Source organism: Mesorhizobium sp. P5_C1 (genome assembly GCF_054049815.1).
The window spans coordinates 1-5,463 of sequence record NZ_JBFULQ010000392.1 but is presented as its reverse complement, the minus strand read 5'-3'; the positions used below and the strand labels follow the sequence as shown (position 1 = coordinate 5,463).

General features: G+C 62.7%; 6 protein-coding genes and 1 pseudogene. 3 read left to right on the top strand and 4 right to left on the bottom strand.

Annotated features, from left to right (window positions below; genetic code table 11):
• On the bottom strand, positions 1-395 hold a 395-nt coding region (locus ACXJ7R_RS24010), incomplete at its 3' end, for a GFA family protein (protein ID WP_457154013.1).
• A 117-nt stretch (positions 396-512) separates the two neighbouring features.
• Here ACXJ7R_RS24010 and ACXJ7R_RS24005 point away from each other — a divergent pair.
• Positions 513-1,556, top strand: coding sequence for an isopenicillin N synthase family dioxygenase (locus tag ACXJ7R_RS24005; protein ID WP_457154012.1), 1,044 nt, complete (start codon positions 513-515; stop codon positions 1,554-1,556).
• 53 nt (positions 1,557-1,609) lie between these two features.
• On the opposite strand, the gene ACXJ7R_RS24000 is transcribed toward ACXJ7R_RS24005, so the two are convergent.
• The 3 genes from ACXJ7R_RS24000 to ACXJ7R_RS23990 all read right to left on the bottom strand — a co-directional run bounded on the left by ACXJ7R_RS24000 (position 1,610) and on the right by ACXJ7R_RS23990 (position 3,474).
• A complete protein-coding gene (locus ACXJ7R_RS24000) occupies positions 1,610-2,566 on the bottom strand; it encodes an alpha/beta fold hydrolase (RefSeq protein ID WP_457154011.1) in 957 nt (318 codons plus the stop codon).
• A 27-nt stretch (positions 2,567-2,593) separates the two neighbouring features.
• Positions 2,594-3,079, bottom strand: a complete 486-nt coding sequence (locus ACXJ7R_RS23995; RefSeq protein ID WP_457154010.1) for an SRPBCC family protein — start codon at positions 3,077-3,079, stop codon at positions 2,594-2,596.
• 146 nt (positions 3,080-3,225) lie between these two features.
• Positions 3,226-3,474: a ParB N-terminal domain-containing protein gene (locus ACXJ7R_RS23990; protein WP_095085577.1), complete on the bottom strand. Its 249-nt coding sequence runs from the start codon at positions 3,472-3,474 to the stop codon at positions 3,226-3,228.
• A 155-nt stretch (positions 3,475-3,629) separates the two neighbouring features.
• Between ACXJ7R_RS23990 and ACXJ7R_RS23985 the strand changes: the two genes are divergently transcribed.
• A complete protein-coding gene (locus tag ACXJ7R_RS23985; RefSeq protein ID WP_457154014.1) occupies positions 3,630-5,285 on the top strand; it encodes a N,N-dimethylformamidase beta subunit family domain-containing protein in 1,656 nt (551 codons plus the stop codon).
• Positions 5,282-5,463: pseudogene (locus ACXJ7R_RS23980) on the top strand (aspartate aminotransferase family protein); the annotation flags it as partial. The gene ACXJ7R_RS23985 and the pseudogene ACXJ7R_RS23980, both read left to right, overlap by 4 nt.

Here is a 5,463-nt window from a genome sequence, read left to right as displayed (position 1 = left end):
CAGCCTGGCGGTGCGCCTTCATACTGCGGCAGGCCATCGTCAAGCATCACCCAGGGCTGCTTCGAGGCCGTGAAAATATGCATTTGCGGCTTGAAGGCCGTGGGATCGTCGAGCGAACCGGTGGTGATGCCGATGATGCCGGCGGAATCGCGCCGGGAGAACATCGTCGTGCCGCAGCTTGGGCAAAAGCCGCGCTTGAGATCGGGTGAGGTGTTCACCATCGCCAGTGACCCCTCGATCGTCACTTCATCGACGCGAAACAGCACGCGTGCGTTGAAGGCGGCGCCAATCACCTTCTGGCACAGCCGGCAGTGGCAGACGCGTTCGTTGATGGGGGCTGCGTCGACGCGATAGCGCACCGCCTTGCATAGGCATCCGCCCTGATATTTGGCCATCGTCCTTGATCCATAGGTGAAGAGAATAGGCGGCAAGGTAATGGCCGACCCGATTGGGTCAATTGAAAAGCTTTGATACAACGCCATCGCTTATCGTGATGCAGTGGACCTGAAGCCATGACACCGGACATCGAAACCATCGGCATTGAGGATCTGTTCGGGCCGTCCTCGCCCGCCCGTGACCGTACCGACGCCAGGATCATGGCCGCAGCTTCGGGGATCGGCTTCATGGCCGTCCGGGACTTTCCCGGCGATGACCGGCTGACGCCGGAAAGAAGGGCGCAATTGCTGCGCATCTTCGCGCTTCCCGACGGGGAGAAGCAGAAATTGCTGCGCTGGAATTTCGACCGCAGCAAAAAGAACGTCTATCGCGGCTGGTTCCCTTTGCAGCCGGCAGCCGTTTCCTACAAGGAAGGCATCGACATGGGTCCGGACCTTGCCGATCCGGGTCTTGTCGACGCGGCTGATGCCTCGGTTTCCGACGATCCGTTGTGCGAGCCGACACCCCTGCCGGCCGAAGAGGCCCTGCCCGGCTGGCGCGCGGCGGCAGCGGACTACTACCGCGCCATGGAGACGGTGGGCAACGCGCTGATGCGGTCGATCGCCCGCGGACTTGGCCTGCCGGAAACGATCTTCGACGCCTATTTCGATCACGGCATCTCGACGCTGCGCCTGATCCGTTACCCCTTGCGTGACGCCAATGCCGGCGTCGACACCAGCGGACCGGAGTTTTCGGTGGTGCACAAGGGCGAGACGCGCACCATCATCGGCCGCGAGCATGCCGATTCCGGCTTCGTCACTTTGCTGGCGCAGGACGGTGTCGAAGGTCTGCAAGCAATGAACCTCGCCGGCGAATGGATCGACGTGCCGCCGGCCAATGGCACACTAGCTGTCAATTTTGGCCAGTTGCTGGAGCGCTGGACCGGCGAACGCGTCCGCGCGACGCGACACCGGGTGATCGCGCCGAAGACGGCGCGCTTCTCGATCCCGTTCTTCTACGAGCCACGCGTCGACGCGGAGATCGCGCCGCTGCCGCTGACCGACGCGGAGCCTTTCGAGCCGTTCCTCTACGGCGACCATCTTTGGGAAGCGGCGACGAATTTCGTCGAGATGAGCGGCATCAAGCATCTCAGGCAGCCGCGCCGGGCGAAGGCTTCATAAACAAAGACCGCCGGCCATTTCGTCGGAAACGGCCGGTGGGAATCGGCAGGCGGTTATTCGGTTTCGCTGACGACCTCGTCCCAGGTCTTCACCTTGGTCTCGCCGTTGAGAAACGGCAATGCGGCAGCGGTCAGTTCGGGGGCGAAGAAGACATCGTAGTGGGTGCGGTTGGGCAGGATCGCCAGGCGGTTCTGCGACAGGTTCTCGCGCATCCAGCCGGCGTCCTTCAGCCCGCCGCCGAGCATCTGGTAGAACTTGATCTCGTGCTCGGGCCGGTACATGTCGCTGTCGCCATAGGCCAGCATGACCGGCATCTTCAGCTTGGCGACGTCGGCGGAATAATCGTAGTTCTGACGCATGAAGTTGCCGAGCGTGTCGAGGAGTCTCGGGAAGTCCTCTGGATGCGGCGCCACCGCGACGTAGGATTTGTACATCGGCGTGTTCTTCATGAAATCGGCCGCCGCCGCGCTGACTTGCGCCTGCTGGCCGCGCATCTCGGCGTAGAAACCGTCCGCGGCATAGCCGGTCGAAACCAGCACAAGGTGGCGCACCGTTTCAGGATGCTGGACCGCCATGCGGAAGGCGACGCCGCCGCCCAGCGAATAGCCCATGACGTCGACCTTGTCGTAGCCGAGCGCCTTGACGAGATCAGCCATGTCGTCACCGATCGCCTCCAGGGTGAACGGCCGATCGCCGAGTGCCGTGCGGCCATGACCCTGCAGGTCGACGCCGATGACGGTGCGATTCTCGGCAAGCTTGGGCAGGATCGGCGCGAACATGTCAGTCGTGCCAAGGCCGCCATGGAGCAGAAGCAGCGGCTCGCCCTTGCCGTAGACGGCGTAATAGTAGTTCAGGCCGTTGACCGGCAGCAGGCCAGATTTTTCCGGCTTCGGCAGTGGGTTCGTAGCGGTCGTCATGGCGGGTTTTGCCTCCTCTGCATTGGTGGCGCCCGGTGAAGCAAGAAGCGCTGCAGCCGAAGCAAGAATGGCGAAAATCAGGGTTTTGAACATATCGATCTCCTCCTCGTCCCGGCGGTATCAAAGCGTTCTGGCGAGCTCTTCGAGCTGGTCGGTGCACTGGCCCCAGCCCTCGTGAAAGCCCATCTTCTCGTGCTGCTCGCGGTCGGCGACACTCCAGTGCCTGACCCGAGCAATGTAGCGGGTCTTGCCATTGCCCTCGTCCTCGAAGGTCAGCACGCCGGTCATGAACGGCTTCTCCGATGGCTCCCATGCCTTTGTGTAGGCGTCGGTAAAGACGATCTTCCTGCCGGGAACGACTTCGAGGAAAACGCCGGGGTTGGGGAATTCATTGCCGTCGGGGCCTGCCATCACGACAAGGCTCGAGCCGCCGGTGCGCACATCCATTTCGGCGCGCGGCGTCGTCCACGGCTTTGGCGCGAACCACTGCGTCACCAGTTTCGGGTCTGTCCAGCAGCGATAGACGTTCTCGCGCGGCGCATCGATGATGCGGGCCAGAACCAGTTCGCGGTCATTGGCGGGAGCGATGTCGAGCTTGGTGGTCATGATGGGTCCTTGCGTGGTTTGATCTGGCTTGCGTCCCTAGGACGAACGGATGACGCGCAAGTCGACATCGCCAGAGAAAAAATCTGGGCCAGCGAAAAAATCTGGAGAAATGCGCCTGTTGGATAGAGATCACGAACGAAGGAGCGTCAGTGGCGCTTGGCCTGCACCAGATAGGCGTCGATCTCGGTCTCGCCGAGCCATTTGGCTGCTTCCAGCCGATGCAGGCCTTCGACCAGGATATGGCGCTTGCCGTCGTGGCGGACCTGGATCGGTGTTTTCATACCGTTTTCGAGGATGTCCTCGGCCAGATGTCGGACAGTCTCGGGATGCAGCGTCTTCTTGCGTGCCGTCGGCACGTAGATGTCGTCGACCTTGACCTTCTGGATTCTCAGCATGCCGCCTCCGGTGGCGGAAAACGCCGCCCTTTGTGGAGATAGTCTTTTTGGCCACAGGGGCCAAGGGCGCGGCTAACGAATGCTGGCCCGATGGTTTCCATTTGACGCTTGACCGCCAGATCGCCGAAATGGCGCCTTTGAAACTTCAGGGCTTCATGATCAACCTTCCGACCGAATTCCCCGATTTCGGACTGACGCCGGAGCAGCGTCGCCACGCGGTACGCGGCCACTACTACGAATGGCCTGGGATGGATGGCGAGCGCGGCGAGATCTGGTGCTACAGCGACCGGTTTTCCTATCGCGTCGGCGAGACCGTGGCGTTCCATGTCAGTTCGACGGCTCCGGCATTCAACATTGCGATCGTCCGCGATGGCGGCACCGAGACCAAAGTGTTCGAGAAATCGGGCATCGCGGCGCGCTGGCAGGACAGCCCCGACCAGTGCTCGGTCGAAGGCTGCGGCTGGGAAGCCTCGTTTGAATTCCGCGTCGGGGCAGACTGGCCGTCCGGCGCCTATCGCGTGACGCTTGAAGCGGATGGCCGTGATGGCAAGCCGATCCATTGCCATCATCTGTTCATCGTCAGCCCGCAGCCCGGCAAGAAACCCGGCCGAGTGCTGCAAGTGGCCGCAACGGGCACCTGGCTTGCCTACAACACCTGGGGCGGCTCCAACCACTACCAGGGCATCACCGGGCCGGACCGCAACCAGTATTCGCCCGTCGTGTCGACGCAACGCCCCTGGTGCCGCGGTTTCGTCGTGCTGCCGAAAGACGCGCCGCGTGTGCCGCTGGAAGTCGCCGTACCGCCAAAGACGGTGCCGCGCTATCCGCACATGGAATGGGCGCTCGCCACCGGTCATTCGAAGAAGTACGCCTCGTCCGGCTGGGCCAGCTACGACAGCCATTTCCTCCGCTTTGCCGAACGGGCCGGCTATGGCGTCGACCTCGCCAGCCAGCACGATCTGCATTTCTCACCTGAGATTCTCGACGGTTACGACTGTGCCGTCTTCGTCGGCCATGACGAATACTGGACCTGGGACATGCGCGATGCGGTCGACGCCTATGTCGAGCGCGGCGGCCATGCAGCGCGCTTTGCCGGCAATTTCATGTGGCAGACGCGGCTGGAGGACGAGGGCCGCCGGCAGGTCTGCTACAAATACCGCGCACGTGCCGAGGACCCCGCCTATCTCCACGGCGGCGACGTCACCCGCGCCACCAATTCCTGGGAAGCGCCGGAAATCGGCCGGCCGGGTTCAGCGACCTTCGGGCTCAACGCGACGCGCGGCGTCTATGCCGGCTGGGGCGGCTGCGCGCCGCGCGGCGTGCGCGGCTTTCCGGTCTACCGGCCAGAGCATTGGGCCTTTGCCGGCACCGGCGTCTATTATGGCGACCTGCTGGGCGCCGACAGCCATGTCTATGGCTATGAGGTCGATGGGCTCGACTTCGAGATACGCGGCGGCCTTCCCTACCCCACCGCGACCAGCGGTGCGCCCGACGGGTTGCAGGTTCTCGCCGTTGGCATGGCATCCCAGGTCGAGGAAAGCGCAGATATCCCGATAGAGGACCAGTTCCTTACCGACGAGGATGGCCGCTTCACCGCCGAAACGCTGTTCGGCGAGGCCAGCGACGCCAATCTGGAAAAAGTCAAACGCGGCAACGGCATGATCGTCAATTTCCCGCGCGGCAAGGGCGAGGTGTTCCATGCCGGAAGCTGCGAGTGGGTCGCCGGCCTGCTAAGACAAGACCCGATGGTCGAACGCGTCACCAGGAATGTCCTCGACCGTTACCTCGGCCGAAAAAAGAGGGGCGAATGATCGCTGTGCAGTCCGTTGAAACCGACCGCCGACCGAACCTTTTCCATTTCACACGAATCCAACGGCCAATTGTGGACCGCGCCGATGGGATCTACCTATGGGACAAGAGCGGCCGCCGCTACATCGACGGATCGAGCGGCGCGGTTAACGTCAACATAGGTCATGGTAACCGCAACGT

What these genes read in the sequence shown, in the direction of transcription:
- ACXJ7R_RS23985 (WP_457154014.1), top strand. Translation starts at nt 3,630, where the DNA reads ATGATCAACCTTCCGACCGAATTCCCCGATTTCGGACTGACGCCGGAG.
- ACXJ7R_RS24000 (WP_457154011.1), bottom strand. Translation starts at nt 2,566, where the DNA reads ATGTTCAAAACCCTGATTTTCGCCATTCTTGCTTCGGCTGCAGCGCTT.
- ACXJ7R_RS23990 (WP_095085577.1), bottom strand. Translation starts at nt 3,474, where the DNA reads ATGCTGAGAATCCAGAAGGTCAAGGTCGACGACATCTACGTGCCGACG.
- ACXJ7R_RS24005 (WP_457154012.1), top strand. Translation starts at nt 513, where the DNA reads ATGACACCGGACATCGAAACCATCGGCATTGAGGATCTGTTCGGGCCG.
- ACXJ7R_RS23995 (WP_457154010.1), bottom strand. Translation starts at nt 3,079, where the DNA reads ATGACCACCAAGCTCGACATCGCTCCCGCCAATGACCGCGAACTGGTT.